Annotated in this window: 4 protein-coding genes; all 4 read right to left on the minus strand. The window is 76.5% G+C overall.

The window, feature by feature from the left end:
* Positions 1-209 precede the first annotated feature (209 nt).
* The 4 genes from ACIQD7_RS03185 to ACIQD7_RS03200 all read right to left on the minus strand — a co-directional run bounded on the left by ACIQD7_RS03185 (position 210) and on the right by ACIQD7_RS03200 (position 23,254).
* On the minus strand, positions 210-707 hold the full coding sequence (locus ACIQD7_RS03185; RefSeq protein ID WP_383407601.1) for a GNAT family N-acetyltransferase: 498 nt from the start codon (positions 705-707) through the stop codon (positions 210-212).
* Positions 708-736: 29 nt separating this feature from the next.
* Positions 737-1,717, minus strand: a complete 981-nt coding sequence (locus ACIQD7_RS03190) for a LuxR C-terminal-related transcriptional regulator (RefSeq protein ID WP_402438922.1) — start codon at positions 1,715-1,717, stop codon at positions 737-739.
* 295 nt (positions 1,718-2,012) lie between these two features.
* A complete protein-coding gene (locus ACIQD7_RS03195) occupies positions 2,013-13,571 on the minus strand; it encodes an amino acid adenylation domain-containing protein (protein WP_402438924.1) in 11,559 nt (3,852 codons plus the stop codon).
* Complete coding sequence (locus ACIQD7_RS03200; protein WP_402438926.1) at positions 13,568-23,254, minus strand: amino acid adenylation domain-containing protein; 9,687 nt, start codon at positions 23,252-23,254, stop codon at positions 13,568-13,570. Before ACIQD7_RS03200 ends, ACIQD7_RS03195 begins: the two co-directional genes overlap by 4 nt.
* Positions 23,255-23,272: the final 18 nt, after the last annotated feature.

Consider the following 23,272-nt stretch of genomic DNA (forward strand, 5'->3'; position numbering starts at 1 on the left):
CCGCCGCGAGGAGGCGGGGCCGGGGCGTTGCCGTAAAGGTGAGGGCGGGCGGGGGCGCTGCTCTAAAGGGTCCGGTGCCGGGGCGCCGCCGCAAGGGCGCTGCGGTGAAGGGCGCGGGGCCGAGGCGGAGGCGCCGCCGTACGGACGCGGGAGCCGGGGTGGGGCCCGCGTGCCGGCGCGGGGCCGGCAGGCGGGGCTTCCCGGGTGGGTCAGGCCGTGGTCGCCGCGGTGGCGCTCAGGGCGACGACGACCTCCTCGTCCTCGAAGTCGCCGGTGGGCTCGAAGCCCAGCGACTTGTAGAGGGCGGCGGCGGGCGCGTTGTCCGGGTGGTACGAGAGGCGGACCTCCCGGCAGTCCGGCAGGGCCGCGAGGCGGCGCAGCAGGGCCCGCATCGCGGCGCGGCCGACGCCCCGGCCCTGCTCCCCGGCGTTGACGATCATGCCGCCGATCCAGTGGGTGCCGTCCTCGTCGTCGTACGCCCACATGACGTGGCCCACCACCTCGTCGCCGGCCCGGACGCCGAGGGAATTCCAGAGCCCGCCGCGCTGGGAGAGCAGCAGATAGCGCGCGCCGAGGGCGGCCACGAAGCGGCGCTGGTCGTCGGCGGGGGCCACGTCGGCGACGTCCCGCCAGTTCTCGTCGGTGATTTCCTCCAGCACCACGCGCCGGTCCCGGCGGTCGGTGATTTCCTGCGTCGGTTCCGTCATCGGTTCCGTTCTTTCGTTCGACGTCGTATTCATATCCATCCACGGCGGACGGCTTCGGCGCCCACCTGGAATCTGCTCTGCGCGTTGAGCCTCTTCATGAGATCGGCCATGGTGCGCCGGACGGTCCGGATCGAGACGCCCATCTTCCGGCTGATCCCCTCGTCCGTGAGGCCGTCCTCCAGCATGGCCAGCAGGGCCAGGTCGCGGTCGCTCGGCCCGTCGGACACGGGCACCGACGGGGTGTTGAGCGGGTCGGCACGGTTCCACACGCGCTCGAACAGCTCCCCCAGGGCGAGGACCATGCTCTGGTAGCGGACGACGAAGGCCCCCTGCCGGCTCTCGTCGACGTTGACGGGGACGACCGCCGCCGACCGGTCGCAGATGATCATCCGCATGGGCAGGGAGGGGACCGTCCTGATCTCGCCGCCGCGCGAGGCGAGCCAGCCGGCGTACTCCACCGTGGCGCAGTCGTTCCGGACGCTGTCGAGGTAGAGGGTCCGCATCCGGACCCCCCGGGACAGGTGCTGCTCGTCCAGCGGCCGGCAGGCTTCGAGGGCGGCGGCGCTCAGCGCGCCGCCCGGCATGAAGGAGCGCACCTCGGCCGTGGCCTGCCGGGAGAGTTCCGTCAGCCGGACCCGGACGGCCTCGACGCCCACCAGCCGCTCGATGCCGTCCCCGCCCCGCTGGGCCCCCAGGGCCGCGTACTCGGCGGCCAGGGAGGCCACGGCGGCCCGGTCGCGGGACAACGAGGCGCGCTGCTCGTCGAGTTCGGCCGTCCGCCGCTCCAGGAGCGGATAGATGCCGACCTCGGGATTGGCGGGGATGAAGTGGGCGCTGCCCTCGACGCTGTGCAGGAGCGACAGGTCGGTGAGCCTGTCGAGGGCGTCCCGCGTCTCCTCCGGGGACAGTCCGGCCTCGCGCGCTATCTCGTCGAGGCCGCTGTCCGGCTTCAGCAGCAGGGCCCGGTAGACGTCGTGCGCCCGCCTGCCCAGACCCACACTTTCCAGCATCAGTTCAACTCCCCCGACCGCCCGGTGGCTCTTCGGCTTCGTATGGACCGAATTCAGCCAATGAGCGGAGCATTTCGCCCTCATACGGGATGGAGGGCGAAAGCCTGTTCCCCTTGGTGATCACCGCGAGCATACCTGCACGTCAGCCGGTGGTAAAGCGTTTCCGCGCCGCCACCATTCCCGCACCGGGCGGCCCGAAAGGTCGGAGCCGACCCGTTCTCTCCCTTTGGCTCACCGAGGATCCGCAGGAGGGAATGGAGTCCGCTTTTGACATCTTTTACCCTCGGAAACGTCGTCACTTCACCATGATCTTCACCCACTCCGCATTGGCTTGAATATGCGGTGCGGACATCATCTCGGAGTGCCGGCCGGAGCCCCGCGCCACCCGCAGGGCGCCCGTGGTGAGGCCGCGCCAGGCGGCCTCCTCGCGGGGGCCGAGCTCCGAACCGTCCGCCGTCACCAGGAGCAGTTCCGCGGCGACCGTCCCGGTGTGGACGAGGGAGTCCCAGTACTCCGTGTACCGGACGCGCCGGGCGGCGGCCATCTCCTGGATCTCCGGGGCGGACAGCGCCTCGGCGAGCACCGGGTCGAGCCGTTCGAGGCCCTCCCGCATGTTCCTGCGGACCCGGTCGACCAACGGTTCCCCGGTCTCCTCCGGGCCCCCGCCGGACTCCCCGGTCAGCGGCGCGCTGTCGAAGAGGACGACGCGCTCCACCTCCCGTCCCCTGCGCTCCAGTTCGCGCGCCACCTCAAACGCGACGTTGCCGCCCGCCGAGTAGCCGCCGAGCCGCAGCGGGCCCGCCGGAGAGGTCCGCTCCACCAGGTCCGCGTAGAGCCCGGTCCGGTGCTCCTCCTCCACGAAGTCGAAGGCGTACACCGACTGTTCGGGCAGGAGCTCGGCGAGGGGCAGGTAGACCAGGCCCCAGCCGGCGATCGGCGGGAAGAGGAAGATCCGCTCCTCCCGCTCGGAACGGCCGAGCCTGGTCATCACCTGCTGCCCCGACGCGTCGGGGCCGGGGTCGGCCGCCCGGTCCACCAGGGCCGCGACCTCCCGCACGGTCGGCCCCTGGAACACGCCCGCCAGCGGGAGTCGTGCTCCGGTGCGGCTCCGGAGGAGGGCGAGCAGGGTGACGACCTTGAGCGAGTGGCCGCCCAGGGCGAAGAAGTCGGCGGCCGCGTCCAGCGGGCCGGTGCCCAGGACCTCCGCGAACAGCTCCGCGACCAGCTCCTCGGTGGCCCCGGCGAGCGGGACCTCCCGGACGTGTGCGGAGGCGGGCGTCGGCGCGGGGAGCGCCTTGCGGTCGATCTTGCCGTTCGGGGTGAGGGGGAACCGTTCGAGCGGCACCGTCACGGCGGGCACCATGTACGAGGGGAGCCGGGCGGTCAGCCGTTCGCGTACGGCCCCGGCCCAGGCCGGAAGGTCCTCCGGCCCGCCGGCCGGCACCACGTACGCCACCAGCCTCGGCCCGCTGCCGCCGTCGTCCCGGACGGTCGCGGCGGCCAGCGCCACCTCGGGGTCGGCGGCCAGCGCCTCCTCGATCTCGCCCAGTTCGATCCGGTGGCCGCGGATCTTGACCTGGTGGTCCTTGCGGCCGAGGAACTCCAGGGTGCCGTCGGGCAGCCAGCGCCCGATGTCCCCGGTGCGGTAGAGCCGGCCTCCGGCGGAGGGGCCGAAGGGGTCCTCGTGGAAGGCCGCCGCGGTCCGCTCGGCGTCGCCGACGTAGCCCCGGCCCACGCACGGGCCCGCCACGCAGATCTCGCCCTGGACGCCGCGCGGCGCGAGGGCGCCGCCGCCGGGGGTGTCCAGCGGGACCGTCGGGTCGACGACGTACAGGCGCGCGTTGCGGATCGGGCGGCCGATGGGGACGGAGCCCGCGCCGGGCGGTTCGGTGAGCAGGTGGTGGGTGATGTCGTCGGAGGCCTCCGTCGGGCCGTACGCGTTGACCATGACGACGTCCGGGAAGGCCGTCAGCCAGCGGCGCGCCAGCGAGTGGGGCAGTGCCTCGCCGGTCGGGACGAGGGCGCGCAGCGCGGGCAGTTCGGCGGGCTCCCGCTCCAGGAGGTCGAGCATCACCTCCAGCATCGACGGCACCACCTCCAGGACGGTGGCGCGGCGTCCGGCGACCTCGGCGAGGAGCGCGCCGGGGTCGGCGGCGGTCGCGTCGTCGCAGACCAGGGTGCGGCCGCCGAGGACCAGCGCGCCGAACATCTGCCACACGGAGATGTCGAAGCACTGGGAGGCGTTCTGGACCAGGACCGTGTCCCCGTCGAGGCCCAGGTCCTCGGCCTTGGCCAGCATGTGGTTCAACATGCCGCGCTGTTCGACCATGGCGCCCTTGGGGCGGCCGGTGGAGCCCGAGGTGAACAGCACGTAGGCGAGGTCGTCCTGGGTGACGGCGGTGTCGGTGGTGGCGGTGTCCTCCGGAGCCTCCCCGGCCGGGTGCGGGGCGTCGGTCAGCGGCAGCACCGTGCCGTCGAACCCGGCGCGCAGCTCCTCGGTGAGCAGGTGCGGTTCGGCCAGGAGCACCCGGCAGCCGGCGTCGGCGAGCACGCCCAGGCTGCGGGCCGCCGGGTGGCGGTGGTCCAGTGGGATGTAGGCGCCGCCGGCCTTCCAGGTCCCGAGGACCGCCTCGGCGAGCAGCGGCCCGCGCGCGGCGAGGATGCCGACGAGCTGTTCCCGCGCGAGCCCGGCGCCGGTGCGCAGGGTCGCCGCCACGGCGGCGGCGCGGGCGTCGAGTGCGCCGTACGTGCGCCGCACGGCGCCCGTCTCCAGCGCGATCCGGTCCGGATCGGCGGCGGCCACCGCCTCGATCCGCGACAGGACGGTCTGGCCGGCCGGGATCTCCGCGTGCCGCGCGCCGAGGCCGGCCGTCAGCTCGGCCCGCTCCCGCGCGGTGAGCACGTCGATCCGGGCGAGGGGCAGCTCCGGGGCCCGGCCGATCCGGTCGAGCACGGCGCCGAACCGGTCGCACAGCGCCTCGGCGGTCTCCCGGCGGAAGAGCCGGGTGGCGAAGTCGAGGCGGCACTCCAGGAGGCCGTCGCGGGGGTGGGCGAACAGCTCCAGGTCGAAGAGGCTGCGGCCGGTGTCGGTGTCGAGCTGCCGGACCGAGGTGGTGCCGTCCGGGCCGTCGAGGGCGGTGCCGTCGGCGGCGCCCGTCATGTTCTGGAAGGCGAACATCACGTCGAAGAGCGGGTTGCGGCTCGGGTCGCGCTCGACCTGGAGCCGGTCCACCAGCCGCTCGAACGGGTAGGCCTGGTGCCGCAGGGCCTCGGCGGTGGCGGTGCCGACCCGGTCGAGCAGCGTGCCGAAGTCCTCGGCGGGGTCGACGGAGCCGCGCATCGGCAGGGTGTTGAGGAACGGGCCCGCCATGGCCTCGGTGCCGGGGACGGTCCGGCCCGCAAAGGGGCTGCCCACCACCAGGTCGGTCTGCCCGGTGTGCCGCCACAGCGTGACGTACAGCGCCGCGAGCAGGGTCGCGTAGAGCGTGGTGCCCGCCTCCCGGGCGAGCCGCTCCAGGCGTCCCGTCACCCCGGCCGGGACGGTGAACCGCACCGCGTCGCCCTCGGTCGCCTGGACCGGCGGGCGGGGGAAGTCCGCGGGCAGCTCCAGGCGCGGCGGGAGCTGGGCGAAGCGGGACAGCCAGTACTGCTCGTGCTCCGCCAGTTCGGCGCGGTACTCCCCGGTGCGCTCGTGGGCGGCCCAGTCGCGGTACTGCCGCGCCGGCGGCAGCTCCCCGCCCGCGTACAGGGTGAGGAACTCCGAGACGAGCAGGGCGAGGCCGACGCCGTCCGCGGCGATGTGGTGGATGTCGAAGAGCAGCAGGTGGGCCGGGCCGCCGTCCGGCGCGGGCGCGCGCCGGACCACGGACATCCGCATCAGCGGGGCGCTGCCGAGGTCGAACGGCCGGACGAAGGCGGCGAGGACCCGGTCCGCCGGGCGGTCGTCGGACACCACGGCGACGTCGGCGCGCAGCTCGTCCGGCGGGCACACCACCTGGACGGGCTCGCCGTCCTCGACGCGCAGCGAGGTGCGCAGCAGCTCGTGGCGCTCCAGCAGTCCCCGGTAGGCCGCGCGGACCCGTGCGACGTCGAGGGCGCCGGAGACCTCCAGGGCGTGCGGGAGGTTGTAGTGGGTGCCCAGCGGGTCGAGTTCGTGCAGGACGAAGAAGCGGCGCTGGGCGGCGGAGGCCGGCTGGACGGCCCCCTCGGGGGCGTGGACGAGGGCGCGCGGGCCGCTCGTCGCCGTCCGGCCGAGGGCCCCGGCGAGCGCGGCGGGGGTCGGGTGGTCGAACAGCTGGTGGAGCTCGACGGAGACGCCGTCGTCCCGGCGCAGTCCGGCCAGCAGCGTGACGGCGCGCAGCGAGTGGCCGCCGAGGGCGAAGAAGCTGTCGTGGACGCCGACCCGGTCCACGCCGAGCACCCGGCCGAAGGCCTCGCAGAGCACCGCCTCCAGCGGGGAGCGCGGGGCCTCGTACGGGGTGTGGCCGGCCGCGGCCGTGCCGGAGGAGCGGGCGACGGCCGCGAGCAGGTCCCGGGCGACCGGGTACCGCAGCGGGAGCAGGTGGGCCCGGTGCGCCGTGGTCCCGGCGCCGGCCGGGGAAGTCCCGTCGTCCGGGGAGGCGTCGTCGAGGGCGGCCGGCCAGCGCGGCGCGGGGCGCCCGGCGCCGGCGGTCGTGGCGGGGGCCGGCGCGGGCAGGGCGGCCAGGTACGGCGGCCGGGCCCCGGCCCCTCCGTCCGGGGCGTCGGCGAGGTCCGCGATCCGCAGGCCCAGGGGGCGCGGGCCCCCCGCGTCCAGCCGGGCCGCCAGGTCGCTCCCCCGGTGCGGATGGACCAGGAGGAGCGGGGCGGAGCCGGGGCGGCGCAGGGTGCGGGTGTCCGCGTCCGCCGCGTCCGGGTCGTCGGCCGCGGGCACGAGCGGGGCCCCCGGACGGTAGCCCAGCAGGGCGAAGAACGCGGCGGCCCGGTCCGGGTCGGCGACGAGCAGGCTGATCCGGGCCCCGGTCCGCTCGGGCCCGGCCGCCACGTCCTCCGGCTCCCCGGTCTCCAGGAGTTCGACGAGGCCGACCCCGGCGACGGAGAAGAACCGCACGCGCCGGCCGCCGAAGAGCACGGCGGGGGCGGCGTCGCCGACGGCCTCGAAGGCGATGCCCGCCGCCCGCCAGGCCCGCTGGGCCCCGTCGAGGGAGGGCACGCGGTAGCAGAGGTGGTAGGGGCGCTCGCCGAAGCGCTCCAGGACGCCCCGGCTGGGGGACGTGTCGTCCACGGGCGCGACGAGTTCGACCGAGGGGCGGTCGGGGTGGGTCAGCATCCGCAGCAGCGAGCGCTGCTCCGGGTCGTGGACGGTCCCGCCCGCCGTGAAGCCGAGCGCGGAGAGGGCGGCGGCCGGTGCCTCCGGTTCGGCGACGGCGACCCCGACGTGGTCGAGGGGCGCGCACGCGACGGGGGCGGCGCCCGCCGGGGACGACGGGGCCGGGTCGGCGGGCCGCTCGTGGCGCAGGGCGACGAAGCGGGGCGTGCGCGGCAGTTCCGCCACGGGGAGTTCCCACAGGGTGCTCCCGGCGGCCCCCGCGTCCCCGGAGTCCGTACGGGTGAAGCCGTACCGGTCGAGGAAGGCGCGGGCGGGCTCGTTGCGCTCCGTGGCCGTGAAGCGGGCGCGCAGGACCGAGGCCCCGGTCTCCTCGCAGACGGTCCGGAGTCCGGCCAGGACCGCCTCCTCGACGGTCCGGCCGAGCACCCGGCAGCTCAGCAGGACGTTGTCCAGCTCCAGGACGGTGCCGTTCAGGGTGGACAGGACCACGCCGGTCAGGCCGTGGTCGCCGAAGCGGTCGCGGACGCGCACCACGTGGGCGGCCCTGCCGGGCTCCGCGAGCCGTGCGGCGAACCGGTCGGCCGTCAGGCGCAGTCCGCTCAGGTTGAACTGGTTGGTGCGGCGGGTGAGCTGGGCGGCCCGCTCCCGCTCGTCCTCCGCGACGGGGGTGAAGAAGGCCTCCAGCTCCATGCCCTCCAGGAAGGCCTCGACGGAGGGCGCGGCGCTCTCGTGCTCGCGGCGGGCCCGCTCGGTCCGGTAGCGGTCGGCCCGCCGCCGGTCGTCCTCGGTCACGACCGCGCTGTCGAAGGCCCAGACGTGCTCCAGGAAGAGGGCGTGCTCGGCGCGGTCCTCCGGGAGGCGCAGGGTGAGCACCTGCGGGAGGGCGGCCGTGACCTCGGCGCACTCGGCGGGGCTGTCGTCGAGGAAGACGAAGGAGTCCAGGCCGAGGCTCAGCTCTTCGGCGATGTCGCGCAGGTTCCGCGACTTGGGCGCCCAGTCGGCCCGTACGGCGGCGAAGTGGTCCCAGTCGAGCAGCATCCCGGGGTGGGTGTCGAACACGGCGCGGGCGTCGGCCTCGGCGTTCTTGCTGACCAGGACGAGCAGCACGCCCTCGGAGCGCTTGCGCAGCAGCAGGCGCTGGACGGCGGCCGCGGCCTCGTCGACCTCCACGCCGAGCGGGCCGTCCTCGCCGACGACCCCGCGCCAGAGGGTGTTGTCGGCGTCGACCGCGATGACCTTGTAGGAGGGCAGCAGCCCGGCGAGGAGGCGGCGCGCGATCTCGGTCGCGGCCACGGCGAAGAACTCCTCGGTGTACGGGACGCGGCCCAGCGCGTACGCGGCGGGGTCCTCCCACCGGGTCAGGCCGAAGCGCTCGGCGGCGGCCGGCAGGTCGACGGCGGTGAGGCCGGGGAGCGCGGCCAGGTCCGTACGCCACCGTGCGGCGAGCCGTGCGACGGCGGCGGCCACCGGGTCGCCGTCCCCGGAGCCCGGAACAGCCGGGGCCGTCGGGTCCGTCGGGTTCGTCGGGTCCATCGGGTTCGTCGGGGGCAGGGCGACGAGGCGGGGCGCGGAGGCGCGGCAGCCCCGGACGGCCTCCACCAGTTCGCCGTAGGTCCGTTCGAGCCGGGCGACCGTGGCGTCGGGTTCCTCCCCGGCGGGCGCGTCGGCGAGCCAGTCCTCGAAGCGCACGAGCAGCAGGGCGGGCCCGTCGGACGCGTTCCAGGCGCCGGCGGGGTCGAGGAGCTCCTGGAAGACCTGGCCGTATCCGGCGAAGTCCACGCGGGCGTCGAAGCCGAACCGGCCGCACCACCAGCGCAGCGGTTCGAGCAGCGGCTCCGCCGTGTAGGAGGCGACGACGGCGAGGTCGAGCGGGCGGCCGTGGATCCGCTCGCGGCGGGCGCGGAGGTCGTCGGCCTCCTCGGGGGCGAGCGGGGCGAGCTCCGGCAGGGGTGCGGCGGGGCGGTCGGCGGCGGCCGCGCACAGCGCGGTGAAGTGCGCGCCGAAGCGGGTGACGGTGGCCTCGTCGAAGAGAGCCCGGTTCGCCTCGGCCTTGACGCGCAGGCCGCCGTCGGGCGCGGGGAAGACGTCGAGCTTGAGGTCGAGCTTGGCGGTGCCGTGGCGGACCTCGACGGGGGCGAAGAGGAGGTCGCCGTGGCGGTCCGGGCCGTCGGCGCCCCGCTCGCCGTGGAAGATCAGCATGGTGTCGAAGAGCGGGTTGCGGCCGTCCCGGGCGGCGGCCCCGGCGAGTTCGACGATCTCGTCGAACGGCAGCTCCTGGTGGTCGTAGTCGGCCAGGACCGTGGTCCGGGTGCGGGCCAGGAGGGTCCGGAAGTCGTCCCCTGCGGCGGTCGCCACCCGGACGGGCAGGAAGTTGGCGAACATCCCGACCGTGCGGTCGAGGTCGGGGTGGTGGCGGCCGGCGACGAGCGAGCCGACGACGACCTCGTCCTGGTCCGCCCAGCGGCCGAGGACGGTGCCGAAGACCGCGAGGAGCGCCATGTTGAGGGTGGCGCCCTCGGCGCGGGCCCGGTCGGTGAGGGCGGCGGTCGCGTCCGGGGAGAGCGCGAAGGCGGTGGTGAAGCCCTCGGGGTCGCGCCGGTCGGACCGGGGCCGGTCCAGCGGCAGGGCGAGCCGCGGCAGGCCGTCGGTGCGGCGGGTCCAGTGCGCGCGCAGGGCGGGGGCGCGCTCGGTCTCGCGGGCGCGCTGCCAGTGGGTGAAGTCCCGGTAGCGGGTGCGGACCGGCGGGAGCGCGGCCCCGTCGAGGAGGGTCAGGAACTCCTCGACCAGGATCTGCAGGGACGTGCCGTCGGCGGCGATGTGGTGGATGTCGAGGAAGAGGACGCCGGTCTCCGGGCCGGTGGGCAGCCAGCGGGCGCGGACGAGCGGTCCGGACGCCAGGTCGAAGGGGCGCACCAGGGCCGTCAGGGCGTCGTCGAGCGCCGTGTCCGGGACGGGCGGGTGTCCGGCGAAGTCGATCTCCGCCGAGGGGTGGATCCGCTGGCGCACCTCGCCGGACGGGAGGTCGAGCCGGAAGGTCGTACGGAGGGACTCGTGGCGGTCCACGAGGCCCTGGAGCGCGGCGCGCAGCGCCGCCGGGTCGGCGGGGCCCTCGACGCGCAGCGCCACGGGCATGTTGTAGCCGGTGCCGGAGCCGGAGGAGTTCTGGATGAGGAAGATCCGGCGCTGGGCCGGGGAGGCGGGGTGCTCGTCGCCGGCGGGCGCGGGGGCGATCGGCGCGCCCGAGGAGCGGGCGGCGAGCGGGAGCCGGGCGGCCATCGCCGCGAGGGTGGGGTGGGTGAAGACGTCCGCGAGGGGCAGGACGCGGCCCAGGTCGCGTTCGACGCGGGAGGCGAGCACGGTGGCGGTCAGCGAGGTGCCGCCCCGGGCGAAGAAGTCGTCGTCCCGGCCCACCGGACCGCAGTCCAGGACCTCCCGCCACAGTGCGGCGAGGGCCTCCTCGTCGGGTCCGGACGGCGGGACGGACTCGGTGCGGACGGCGGCGGGTTCGGGCAGGGCGCGCCGGTCGACCTTGCCGTTCGGGGTGAGCGGCAGGACGTCGTGGCGGGCGAATCCGGCCGGGACCATGTAGGCGGGGAGCCGGGCGGCGAGGTGCGCGGCGAGCTCGCCCGCGCCGGTGTCCCCGCGCAGGACCACGTGGGCGCCGAGCCGGTGGTCGCCCCGGCCGTCGGGGTAGGCGACGACGGCGCACTGGGTGACGGCCGGGTGGGCGGCGAGGCAGGTCTCCACCTCGCCGAGCTCGACGCGGTTGCCGCGGACCTTGACCTGGCCGTCGATGCGCCCGACGAACTCCAGGGTGCCGTCGGGGCGCCAGCGGACGTAGTCGCCGGTGCGGTACATCCGGGCGCCGGGCGCGGTGGCGTACGGGTCGGGGACGAAGCGGTCGGCGGTCGCGGCCGGCGCGCCGAGGTAGCCGAGGCTGACGCCGGCCCCGCCGACGCACAGCTCGCCCACGGCGCCGTCGGGGAGCAGCCGCAGCCGCTCGTCGAGGACGTACGGGCGGTAGCCGGGCCAGGGGGTGCCGATGGGGACGTCCCCGGTGGCCGGAGCGCGGCCGGCGGTCCCGGCGACGGCGTGGGTGCTGGTGGTGACGGTGGCCTCGGTCGGCCCGTAGGTGTTGACCAGTTCGACGCGGGCGGTCGCGGGGTCGTCCTGCCAGCGGCGCACCGACTCGGGGTTGACCCGCTGCCCGGAGAGGGTGACCAGGCGGACGGCGGGGGCGGGGCCGCCTTCGCCGTCCCGCAGGTGCTCGTACCAGCGCTCCCAGTAGGCGGTGGGCAGGCCGAGGACGGTGACGCCCCGGTCGGCGGTGAAGCGGTCGAAGCGGGGGAAGCTGGTGATGGCGTCGGCGGGGCGGCACACCACGCGGGCCCCGGCGGCGAGGGCCGGGAAGATCTCCTCGACGGAGGCGTCGAAGCTGGGCGAGGAGAAGTGCAGCACGCGGTCGCGGGCGGTGATCCCGAAGACCTCGACGCAGCCGAGGTTGTGGTTGACGACGCCCCGGTGGGTGACGCCGATGCCCTTGGGGGTGCCGGTGGAGCCGGAGGTGTAGATCATGTACGCCAGGTCGGCGGGGGTGACGCCGGTCTCCGGGTCCTCCGGGGACAGGGCGTCGAGCGCGGCGGTCAGCTCCTCGGGGACGAGGGTCGCGGCGCCGGTCGCGGCGGCCCGGCCGGCCAGGTCCGGGTCGGCGAGGACGAGGACGGCGGCGGAGCCCCGGACCATGGCGAGGGCGCGCTCGGCCGGGTAGGCGGGGTCGACGGGGACGAAGGCGCCGCCCGCCGCGGAGACGGCGAGCATCGAGACGACCAGGCCGGCGCCGCGCTCCATGAGCAGGGCGACCCGGTCGCCGGTGGCCAGACCCCGGGCGCGGAGCAGCCGGGCGAGGCGGTGGACCCGGTCCCGCGTCTGCGCGTAGGTCAGTTCGGTGCCGTCGTGGTCGACGAGGGCGACGGCGTCGGGGGTGCGGGCCGCCGAGGCCTGGAAGAGGCCGTGCAGGGTGGTGGCGGGGCGGGGGCGGTCCGGTCCGGTGCGGCCGGTGAGCAGCAGGGCGCGTTCGGCCGCCGGGACGAGGGCGATGCCGTCGAGCGGGGCGGCCGGGTCCGCCGTCATCTCCTCGACGGTCCGGACGAGGTCCGCGGCGATCAGGGCGGCGCCGTCGGCGTTCCAGCGGGCGTCACGGTGTTCGAGGTAGCCCTCGAAGCCGCCGTCGCGCTCGTACAGGTAGAGGCTCAGGTCGAGCTTGGCCTCGCGCTTGGGCAGGGCGACCGGGGTGACGGTCAGCTCGTCCAGGTCGACGGGCTCGTACGGGTAGTTCTGCAGCGCGAACAGGGCCTGGAAGAGGGCCTGCCCGGGTCCGGCCTGCGGCCGGACGGCCTCGGTGATCTCGGCGAGCGAGACCTCCTGGTGGGCGAGGGCGCCGAGGGTCGCGGTGCGGCAGCGGCGCCAGAGGTCGGCGGCGGTCGCGGCGGCGGTGTCCACGGCGAGGGGGAGGGTGTTGGCGAAGTAGCCGATGACGTCCTCGGTCTCCGGCCGGAGCCGGCCGGCGACCGGCGTGCCGATGACGGGGCGGGTGGTGCCGGTCCGGCGGGCCACGACCAGGGCGAAGGCGGAGAGCAGGGCCATGTACGGGGTGACGCGGTGCTCCCGGCAGGCCTCCTGGAGGCGTCGGGCGAGCGCCGGGGGCAGGGCGACGGGGACGCTGCCGCCCGCGCTGTCCGCGTCGGTGGGGGCGGTGCGCGGCGCGGCGGGCGCGTCGGCCGCCGCGAGGTGCTCCCGCCAGTGGTCGAGCTGCGCGGCGAACTCCCCGGCGGCCTGGCGCTCGGCCCGCTCCCGTACGACCGCGCTCCAGGTGGTGCGCAGGGGGGCGGGTGCGGGGGCGGGGCGGCCCTCCAGGCGGAGGTAGGCGGCGGTGATCTCCCGTACGAGCAGGGACATGGACCAGCCGTCGCCGACGATGTGGTGCATCGAGATGACGAGGACGTGGCTGTGCTCGGCCTCGGCCAGCAGGTCGAGCCGGAGCAGCGGTCCTGCGGCCAGGTCGAAGGGGCGGGCGAGGACCCGCTCGACGAGGGGGTCGAGGCCGGTGGCCGCGGGGTGGACGGTCAGTTCGGGCGGCAGCGCGCGGTGGACGCGGGTGCGGGGGACGCCGTCCTCGGCGTGGAAGGTGGTGCGCAGCGCCTCGTGGCGGAGGGCCACCTCGGCGGCGGCGGCGCGCAGCGTCCCGGGGTCGAGCGGGCCGGTGAGGCGGACGGCGTCGCAGATGGTGTAGGCGGTGCTCTCCGGGTGGACCTGCTGGTGGGTCCAGAGGCGCAGCTGGGACGGGGTGGGCGGGACCGGCGCGCCGTCCGGGGCCGGGGCCGTCTCGGGGGCGGCCGGGGCGGCGGCGGTCGGGGCGGTGCGGCGGGCGGCGCCGCCCGCGAGGCGCCGGGCGAGGAGCTTGCGGCGGGCCTCGGCGGCGGCCGTCTCGGGAGCGGCCGGGGCGGCGACCGTCTCAAGGGCCGTCTCGGGGATCTGGATCTCGGTCATCGGGCGTCGTCCTCGCTGAGCAGTGCGGCGATCTCGTCATCGGTCAGGGCGTCGAGTTCGGCCTGGATCCGCTCCTCGACGAGGGCGGCCAGGGCCGCGACGGTGGTGGCGTCGAACAGGGCGGCGAGGTCCAGGTCGACGCCGAAGGCGCGGCGGATCCGGGCCAGGACCTGCGCGGCGGCGAGCGAGTGCCCGCCGACCGCGAAGAAGTCGTCCTCGACGCCGAACTCCCGGCCGGGCAGCACCTCGCGCCAGAGTGCGTGGACGGTCTCCTCGACCTCGTCGCGGGGGGCCACGAAGGGCGCGGCGGACGGGCGGTCCGCGTGGAGCGCCGCCTCGTCCACCTTGCCGTTGGCGGTCAGCGGCAGGGCGTCCCGGAGGGTGAAGCCGGCCGGGACCTGGTGTCCCGGCAGGGCCTCGCGGCACCAGTCGGCGAGCTCCCGCCCGGTGGGCGGGGTCCCGGGGGCCGGTACGACGTGGGCGTGGATCCCGTCGGGCGGGGCGGCCACGACGTGGGCGTGCGCGACGCCCGGGTGGGCGGCGAGCCGGGCCTCGGTCTCCCGGGGATCGACGCGGTGGCCGCGGACCTTCAGCTGCCGGTCGGCGCGGCCCGCGTACTCCACCGCCCCGTCCGGCCGGTACCGGCCGAGGTCCCCGGTGAGGTAGACGCGGTCGCCGCCGGGGCCCGGCACGAAGCGGGCGGCGGTCAGGGCGGGGTCGTGCGGGTAGCCGAGCGCCAGGTACGGGGTGCGGACCACGATCGGGCCGAGCTCGCCGACGCCGGCCCGGCGGCCGTCCGCGGTGAGCACCAGCAGCTGGACTCCGGGAACGCCCCGGCCCAGGGGGACGGTCCGTCCGTCGTGCGCCACGGGATCGGCGTCCTGGACGGCGATGCCCTGCGGGGTCTCGGTCGCGCCGTAGAAGGCGGTGCAGCGGACCCGCGGCGCCCGCAGGACGAGCTCCCGGCAGTCGCCGCCGGTGAGCGCCTCTCCGCCGAAGAACGCGCGGCGCAGGGCCGGGAGGCCCAGGGCGGGGTCCGCGGCGCCGAGCAGCCGTCCCAGGGAGGGGGTGAGGTGGACGGCGGAGACCTCCCCCTCCGCCAGCCGGCGGGCCAGCCGGTCGGGGTCCCGGACGTCCCCGGGCCCGGTCAGGAGCAGGGCGCCGCCGCACCACAGGGGGGTGAACAGGTCGCGCAGGAAGGGGTCGTGGGAGGGCCCGGAGAGGGCGGCGAAGCGGTCCTCGGGGCCGAGTCCGTGGTGGCGGACGTGCCAGTCGAGGAAGTGGGTGAGGGCGCGCTGCGTCCCGGCGACGGCGCGGGGCTCCCCGGTGGATCCGGAGGTGAAGGCGAGGTACGCGACGGCGTCGGGGTCCTCGGGAGGAGCGATGACGACGGCCGGGGTCGCCGGGGCCTCCGGGGCCGGCAGGGTCAGTACGGTGCAGCCGGGCAGCTCGGGGACGGCGGGGGTGCCGGTGGTGGCGTCGGTGTCCGCGTCGGTGCCGGTCCCGGGGACGAGCAGGACGCGGCAGCCCGCCGCCGTGGTCCGGTGGCGCAGCACCTCGGCGGGGTGCTCGGGGTCCAGGAGCAGGAAGGCGGCGCCGGCGCGCAGGACCGCCAGCACGGCCGCGGACAGGTCCGCGCGGCGGTGGGCGAGCACGGCGACGACGTCGCCGGGGCCCGCTCCGTGGCGGGTCAGGAGGGCGGCGCCCGCCTCCGCCCCGGCGGCCAGTTCCCGGTACGTCCGGCGGGTGGTGCCGTCGTCGGCGGCGAGGGCGTCGGGGGTCTCCCGGGCGCGCAGGGCGAGCCGTTCGAGGAGGCCCCCGGCCCACCGGGCCGGCAGCGGCAGGGCGGGGTCGGGAAGGGCGGCGTCGAGGGCGGTGGGGCGGAGGGCGAGGCGGTCGAGCGGGGTCTCCGGCGCGTCGGCCGCCGCGTCCAGGAGGGCCGCGAGCCGCTCCAGGAGGTCGGCGATCCGCGCGTCGTCGAAGAGCAGGCCGTTGTGCACGGCGGTCAGCTCGATGCCGTCGTCGCCCCGGTCCCTGACGTACAGGCTCAGGTCGAACTTGGCTCCGAAGCGCAGGAGTTCGGCGCCGTACGGCTCCACCGAGAGGTCCTCGGCCGGGTGCGCGGCCAGCGGGTCGTGGGGGTCGAGCATGTTGAACAGCACCTGGAACACCGGGGTGGTGGACCGGTCCCGGTCCGGGCAGACCTCGGCGACGATCCGCTCGAACGGCACGTCCTGGTGGGCGAAGGCGTCCACGGTGGCCGTGCGGACCCGGTCGACGAGGCCCGCGAAGCCGATCGCGGGGTCGACGTCGGTGCGGATCGGGAGGGTGTTGACGAAGCAGCCCACGGTCCGCCGGACGGCGGGGTGGGAGCGTCCGTCGACGGGGGTGCCGACGATGACGTCCCGCTCGCCGGTGAGCCGCTGGAGGGTGGCCTGGAATCCGGCGAGGAGCGTCATGAAGAGGGTGGCGCCGCGGCTCCGGGACAGCTCCCGCAGCCGTCGTGCCCGGTCGGCGGGGACGGTCGCGGTCACGAGGGAGCCCTCGAAGGTCTGCCGGGCGGCGCGCGGCCGGTCGGCGGGGAGGGCGAGCACGGGCAGCTCCCCCGCGAGCGTCTTCCGCCAGTGGTCGAGCAGTTCGTGGCCCCGGGGGCCGTCGAGCAGGGCGCTCCGGTGGCGGGTCCAGTCGGCGTACCGGGCCCGGCCGGCGTCGTCGGCGGGTTCGGCGCCGGAGTAGGCGCGGAGGGTCTCCTCCAGGAGGACGCCGACGGAGCCTCCGTCGGCGGCGAGGTGGTGGACCGTCACGAACAGCACCCACTCCTCCTCGTCGAGCCGGGCGAGGGCGGTGCGCAGCACCGGGCCCCCGGCCAGGTCGAAGACGTGGGTGGACTCGGCGGCGCCGAGGGCGGCGAGGCGCTCCTCGCGCCGGGCGGGCGGCAGGTCCCGCAGGTCGTGCAGGGGCAGGTCGACGGGCTTCGCGTCGAGGACGCGGGCGTACGGGACGCCGTCCTCGGAGCCGTACACCGTGCGGAGGGTGTCGTGCCGGGCCGCCGTGGCGGTGAACGCCCGGGCGAAGCGGCCGGGGTCGAGGGGGCCGCGGACGCGGTACGCGCCGGACATGTTGAGGACCGGGGTGCCGGGGGTGTGCTGCTCGAAGAACCACATGCGCTGCTGGGCGGAGGAGAGTTCCTCGCGTCCGCCGGGCGCGGTGGCCTCGACGGGGGCGTCGGCGTACGGCGCGGTGAGGGTCCGCACGGCCGCGGCGAAGTCCTCGGCGACGGGGGCGTCGAAGAGGGTCCGCAGCGGGATGTCGCGGGAGAGCTCGGTGCGCAGGGCCGCGACGGCGCGGACCGCGAGCAGGGAGTGGCCGCCCAGGTCGAAGAAGTCGTCGGTGGCGCCGACGCCGCCGGGCAGGCCGAGGACCTCGGCCCAGACGCGGGTGACGGCGCGCTCCACGTCGTCGCGGGGCTCGACCCGGGTGCGGGGTCCGGCGGCGGAGCCCCAGTCGGGGGCGGGCAGGGCCTTCCGGTCGACCTTGCCGTTGGGGTTGAGCGGCAGCGCGTCGAGGACCACGAGGTGGCCGGGCGTCATGTGCTCGCCGAGCAGGGCGGTGACGTGGTGGCGCAGGTCGCGGACGGGCGGCAGCGCGTCGCCGACGACGTAGCCGACGAGGCGGAGTTCGCCGTCGGGGCCGGGCAGGGCGGCGGCCGCGCAGTCGCGCACGGCCGGGTGGCGGGAGAGCGCCGCCTCGACCTCGCCGAGCTCCATGCGGTGGCCCCGGATCTTGACCTGGTGGTCGACGCGGCCGAGGAACTCCAGGGCGCCGTCGGCGCGCAGCCGCACCAGGTCTCCGGTGCGGTAGAGCCGGCCGCCGGGCCGGGTGCCGTACGGGTCGGGCACGAACCGCAGCGCGGTCTGGACCGGGTCGCCGAGGTAGCCGCGGCCGACGCCGACGCCGCCGACGTACAGCTCGCCGGGGACTCCGGCGGGGACGGGCCGGCCGTGGGCGTCCCGCACGTACAGGCGCATGTTGGGGACGGGCAGGCCGATCGGGGTGCGGGTCTCCAGGGGGCCGGGCGGGGTGGTGAGGGTGGCGTGGGTGACGTCGTCGGAGCACTCGGTGGGGCCGTAGGCGTTGACGACCGGGACGCCGGGGTGGCGGGCGAGCCAGGCGCGGACCAGGGCGGGGTCGAGGGCCTCGCCGGTCAGCATCAGGAGGCGCACGCCGGGGGCCTCGGGGAGCGCGGGGTCGGCGAGGGCCGCCCGGAGCATCGAGGGCACGGTCTCCAGGAGGGTGGCGCCGTGGTCGCGGGCGGCCGCCCAGAGGAGGGCGGGGTCGTGGGCCTGCTCGTCGGTCACGATGGCGACCCGGCCGCCCAGGAGCAGCGGGGCGAGGAACTGCCAGACGGAGATGTCGAAGCAGACGGAGGCGTTCTGGACCAGCGTGTCGTCGCCGGTCATGCCCAGGTCGTGGATCTTCGCGTAGAGGTGGTTGACCATGCCGGCCTGTTCCACCATGGCCCCCTTGGGGACCCCGGTGGAACCGGAGGTGAAGATCACGTACGCCAGGTCGTCGGGCGCGTCCGCGACCGGGGCGGGGGCCTCGGCGGGCGTGGCGAGCACGTCCTCCAGGGCGACGGTCCGGCCCGCCGGGGCGCCGGCCGCGACGATCCCGTCGAGCAGGGCGCGGGTGCCCCGGGTGTGCGCGGTGAGCACGGCGCCGCTGCCGGTGAGGATTCGGGCGAGCCGGGCCGTCGGGTACATCGGGTCGAGCGGGACGTAGGCGCCGCCCGCCATGAAGACGCCGATGACGGCCGTGAGGAAGAGGGTGGAGCGCTCGGCGAGCAGGGCGACCCGCTCGCCGGGGCACAGTCCGGCGGCGCGCAGGGCGGCGGCGCACCGGGCGGCGTCCGCGCGGAGCTCCGCGTAGGTGACGGCGCCGTCCGCGTCGACGGCGGCGACGGCGTCGGGGGCGCGCGCGACCTGGGCCTCGAACAGCTCGCGGAAGGTCCGGTCGAGGGGGAACGGGACGTCGGAGGCGCCGGGCCCGGCGAGCATCCGGCGCTCCTCGTCGGCGGCCATGACGGGCAGGTCGCCGACGGGGCTCGCCGGGCGGTCGAGGGCGCCGCGCAGCAGCGCCTCGTACCGCCGGGCGAACAGCTCGGCCGTGGCCGGGTCGAAGAGTCCGGCGTCGTACTCCAGGCGCAGGCGCAGCGCGCCGTCGCGGGGTTCGAGCAGCACGGTCACGTCGAAGCGGGCGGTGCCGGAGTGGACGGGGAGTTCGGTGACGTCCAGGCCGGGCAGGGCGAGCGCGGACCCCGGGGTGTTCTGGAGTCCGAACATCACCTGGAAGAGCGGGGTGCGGGTCTGGTCGCGTCCCGCGCCCGTCTCCTCCACCAGCCGCTCGAAGGGCACGTCCTGGTGGTCGTAGGCGTCGACGGCCCGTTCCCGCACGTGCCGCAGCAGGGCCGCGAAGGACAGGTCGCCGGTGACCCGGGCGCGCAGCGGCAGGACGTTGACGAAGCAGCCGGCCAGGTCCTCGGTGTCCCGGTGGGTGCGTCCGGCGACCGGCGAGCCGACGATCACGTCCGTCTGGCCGGTGTGGCGGTGCAGGAAGGCGTGGAAGGCGGCGAGCAGGGTGACGAACGGGGTGACGCCGTGCTCCTTGGAGAAGCGTTCCACGGTACGGGTGAGGTCGGCGTCCCAGTCCCGCAGCAGCTCGGCGCCCCGGCGGGGACCGGCCGAACGCGGCCGGTCGGAGGGGAGGTCGAGCACGGGCAGGGGTCCGGCCAGCCGCTCGCGCCAGTGGGCGAGCTGCCCGTCGAGGGCCCCGCCGTCGAGGGCGTCGCGCAGCCGGTGGGCGTGGTCGGCGTACCGGGCGCGCAGCGCGGGGAGGCGGGCGGGGGTGCCGTCGAGCCGGGACCGGTACAGCTCGGCGAGGTCGCGCAGCAGGACGCCCACGGACCAGCCGTCGGAGACGATGTGGTGCACCGTCACCAGGAGGACGTGCTCGCGCTCGGCGAGGGTGAGGAGCCGGGCCGTCCACAGCGGGGCCCGCGCCAGGTCGAAGCGGGTCCGGGCGGCGAGCCCGGCGAGCCGGTCGGTCTCCCGGTCGCGTTCCCCGGCGGTGAGGCCGCTCAGGTCGGTCTCGGTGAGCGGCAGTTCGACGGAGGGCAGGGTCGTGGGGCGGCAGGTGCCGTCGGCGTCCGCCGGGAACGCGGTGCGCAGGGCCTCGTGGCGGTCGGTCAGGTCGCGCAGCGCGCCGGTGAGGGCGGCGCGGTCGAGCGGGCCGGTCAGCCGGAGCGCGGCGGGCACGTTGTAGAGCGGGCTGCCGGGGTCGAGCTGGTCGAGGAACCAGAGCCGCTGCTGCGCGAAGGAGAGCACGTCGGGACGGGGGGCTCCGGCGGTGGGGGTGGTTCCGGTTCCGGTTCCGGTGTCGGTGTCGGCGGGGTCCTCCTGTGCCGGGACCGGGACGGGCGCCGGTGCCGGGGCCGGGGCGGGGGCCGGTGCCTTGGGGTCGCGGAGGCGGTCCACCGCCGCCGCGAAGCCCGCGAGGGTGGGGGACTCGAAGAGGGCCCGCAGCGGGACGTCCACGCCGAGCCGCTCCCGGACGCGGGAGACGACCCCGGTCGCGGTGAGCGAGTGCCCGTCGAGGTCGAAGAAGTCGTCGGCGCGGCCGGGCCGTTCGATGCCCAGGACCTCGGACCAGATGCCGGCCAGGACCCGCTCGGTGCCCTCGCGGGGCTCCTCGTGGGCGGGGCGGGCGTAGTCGGCGCCGCCGGGCGCGGGCAGCGCGGCCCGGTCCACCTTGCCGTTGTGGGTCAGCGGCAGCGCGGGCAGGACGACGACGGCCGACGGGACCATGTAGGCGGGCAGGGCGGCGGCGAGTCCGGACCGTACGGCCGCCGGGTCGACGGGTCCGGCGTCCGCGCCCGGGACGACGTACGCCACGAGCCGGGGGCCGGTCCCCTCGTCCGTACGGGCGAGGACGGCGGCCTCGACGATGCCGGGCCGGGCCAGCAGGGCCGTCTCGATCTCGCCGGGTTCGATGCGGAAGCCGCGGATCTTGACCTGGTGGTCGAGGCGGCCGAGGAACTCCAGGCCGCCGCCGGGCAGTCGGCGGACCAGGTCGCCCGAGCGGTACATGCGCGCGCCGGGGCCGCCGTACGGGTCGGGCAGGAAGCGCTCGGCGGTCTGGCCGGGCGCGCCGAGGTAGCCCCAGCCCACCTGGCCGCCCGCGATGAACAGTTCGCCGGGCACACCGTCGGGCACGGGCCGCAGCGCCTCGTCCAGGACGTGGAGACGGGTGCCGGGGACGGGGGTGCCGATGGGGACGGTGACGGCGGCGGAGTCGGCGGCGGTCGCGGTGTGCACGCAGCATCCGACGACCGTCTCGGTGGGCCCGTACTCGTTGACGATCCGGACGCCGGGGGCCGTGCGGGCGATCCGCTCGACGAGCGCGGGGGCCAGTGCCTCGCCGCCGACCACGAGCGTCCCGGCGGCCCGGGCGAGGCGCCCGGGGGCGAGGGTCCGCTCCAGGAGTTCCAGGTGCGCCGGGGTGATCTTGAGGAGGCTGAAGCCGTCCTGACGGGAGAGCAGGCCGGTCAGCCGCTCCACGCCCTCCCCTCCGTCGACCAGCACGGCGGTCCGGCCGGCGGCGAGCGGGGTGAGCAGGCTGGTGAGGGTGAGGTCGAAGCCGAGGGGCGAGTGGACCGGGGCGCCGGAGCCGTCGGCGACGGCGTACTCCCGCGTCGCCCAGCGGACGTAGCGGGCGAGGGCGTCGTGCGGGATCATCACGCCCTTGGGCGTGCCGGTGGAGCCCGAGGTGTAGAGCACGTACGCCAGTCCGCGGGGGTCGGCCGGCGGCAGCGCGGGCCCGTCCTCGCCGGGGAGTTCCGCGGCGAGGAGGTCCTCGACCGCGAGGGCGCCGGGCTCGGCCGTGCCGGCGGCGAGGCGCTCACGCGTGGTGAGGACCGTGCCGGCGCCGCAGGCGGCGAGGATCCGCTCGGCCCGCAGCGGGGGCAGGGCGGGCTCGACGGGCACGTAGGCGGCGCCGGCCCGCCAGATCCCGAGCATCGCGGCGACGGTCGCGGCCGACGGCCCGCAGCGGAGGGCGACGAGCTGTCCGGGGCGCACGCCCCGGGCCCGCAGCGCGCGGGCCGCGCGGTCGGCGGCGGCGTCCAGTTCGGCGTAGGTGAGGGTCCGCTCGGGATCGGTGACCGCGGGGTGGTCGGGGTGGGTGCGGGCCCGGTCGGCGACGAGCGCGGGGACGTCGGGGGCGGGGCCGCCGTCGGCGGGGCCGGTGAGCAGCGAGGCGTCGTCGGGCCCGAGCAGGTCGGCGACCGGGGTCGCGGGGGCCGCGACGGCCTCCTCCAGGACCTGGAGCCACTGGCGGAGGAAGCGGGCGCCGCTCGGGGCGGCGAGGACGTCCGCGTTGGTCTCCAGGACGGCGTGGAGTCCGGCGGCGCGCTCCTCGACGAGGAGGCTGACGTCGTACTTGGCGGTGCCGCCGTCGACGTCGAGGAGTTCGGTGTCGAGGCCGGGCAGGGCCACGGGCTCCGACGAGGCGTTCTGCAGGGCGAACATGGCCTGGAAGAGCGGGGAGCGGCGCCGGTCGCGGTCCGGCCGGAGCTCTTCGACGAGGGTGTCGAACGGCAGGTCCTGGTGGGCGAAGGCGTCGAGGGCGGTGCGCTTCACACGGCCGATCAGCTCGTCGAAGGACGGGGTGCCGTCCAGCGCGACGGCCAGCGGCAGGACGTTGACGAAGTAGCCGATCAGGCCCTCGGTGTCGACGGCGCCCCGGTTGGCGACCGGGGTGCCGAGGACGACGTCGTCCTGGCCGGAGTGCCGGTGGAGGACGGTGGCGTACGCGGCGGCCAGCACCATGAAGAGCGAGACGCCGTGGCGCCGGGCGAGCTCCCGCAGGGATCCGGCGAGTCCGGCGGGAACGGTGGCGGAGGAGCGGTGGCCGGCGCCGGTGGGCTCGGCGGGGCGCGGGTGGTCCCAGGCCAGTTCGAGCGGTTCGGCGCGGGCGGCCGGGGTGCTCCGCCAGTGGTCGAGGAGCCGCTCGCGCTCGCCCTCGTCGAGGCGGCCCCGGTGCCAGACCGCGTAGTCCGCGTACTGCAGGGGGAGCTCCGCGAGCCGGGCGGCGGTCCCGGTGGAGCGGGCCCGGAAGAACTCCCCCAGCTCCCGGAGGATCACCCCCACCGACCATCCGTCGGCCACGATGTGGTGGAGCGTCAGGAGCAGGACGTGGTGGTCGTCGGCGAGCTTCAGGAGCCGGGCCCGCAGCAGGGGCCCGGTCGTGAGGTCGAAGCCGCGCGCCGCCTCCTCGCGGGCGAGCAGGAGCGCGCGCGGCTCCCGGGCGGGGGCGTCGAGTCCCGTCAGGTCCTCCACGCCGAGGGCGACCGCGAGCCGCTCGTGGACGAACTGCGCCGGCGCGTGGTCCACCTCCCCGAACGTGGTGCGCAGCGCCTCGTGCCGGTCCACCAGGTCCTGGAGGGCCCCGGCCAGCGCGTCCGGGGACAGCGGGCCCCGCAGCCGAAGCGCCGCCGGCACGTTGTACGCGGCGGTGCCGGGGCTCAGCCGGTCGGCCAGCCAGAGGCCCTCCTGGGCGTACGAGCAGGGGAAGGCGTAGACGGTGTCGGCGGCGGCGTCGGGCGCGGCCTGCGGGAAGGCAGTCATGTGCGTGCTTTCGCTCGG

It is taken from the genome of Streptomyces sp. NPDC093071, from assembly GCF_044754545.1.
Lineage (GTDB): Bacteria > Actinomycetota > Actinomycetes > Streptomycetales > Streptomycetaceae > Streptomyces.